Below are 630 nucleotides of genomic sequence, written 5' to 3' on the forward strand. Positions count from 1 at the left end.
GGATTCGGGTGGTCGGAGCCCTCTCGTGGCGATACACTTCGAACGCGTGATCGAAGGCGGCGGGAGGTGTCGTGGACGGCTTGCCGTCGGTGCTCGACGCCGTGGTCGGTGAGGAGCTGGCGCCGTTGGGCGCGGCGGAGTTGCTGGACCGGCTGCGCGGGTTGCTGGTCGCGTCGAACCGGCTGGCGGCGGAGGTCTCCCGCACCGTGCGGGCGTGCGAGGTGAGCGGGGCGGCGGAGCACGACGGGCTGAAGAGCATGCAGTCGTGGCTGCGGGGGCACGGGCGGCTGTCGCCGGCCGAGGCCGGGCGGGTGGTGCGCAACGGCCGCGCCCTGGTCCAGCTGTCGGCGGTGGCCGCGGCGTGCGCCGACGGGCACGTCAGCGCCGAGCAGGTCGCCGTCATCGCCCCGATCGGCAAGGACGACCGGCTGGCCGCCGCCGTCGAGCAGGGCGTGGACCTGGCCGAGGTGGACGGGGTGCTGGCCGGGGTGGCCGCGGGCCGGCCTTACACCGTGCTGCGGCGGGTGGTCGGCCACTACCTGGCCCGGCTGGAGCCCGACGGGGCCGAGCCCGATCCCACCGAGGCCCGCGCGGTGTGGCTCGCCCGGCACGCCGACGGCGGCCTCACCG

Annotated in this window: 1 protein-coding gene; it reads left to right on the forward strand. The window is 76.5% G+C overall.

The features are described from left to right. Positions 1-71: 71 nt before the first annotated feature. A partial coding sequence (locus ACI784_RS25245) for a DUF222 domain-containing protein (protein WP_457015340.1) occupies positions 72-630 on the forward strand: 559 nt, incomplete at its 3' end.

Source organism: Geodermatophilus sp. SYSU D01186 (assembly GCF_054050215.1).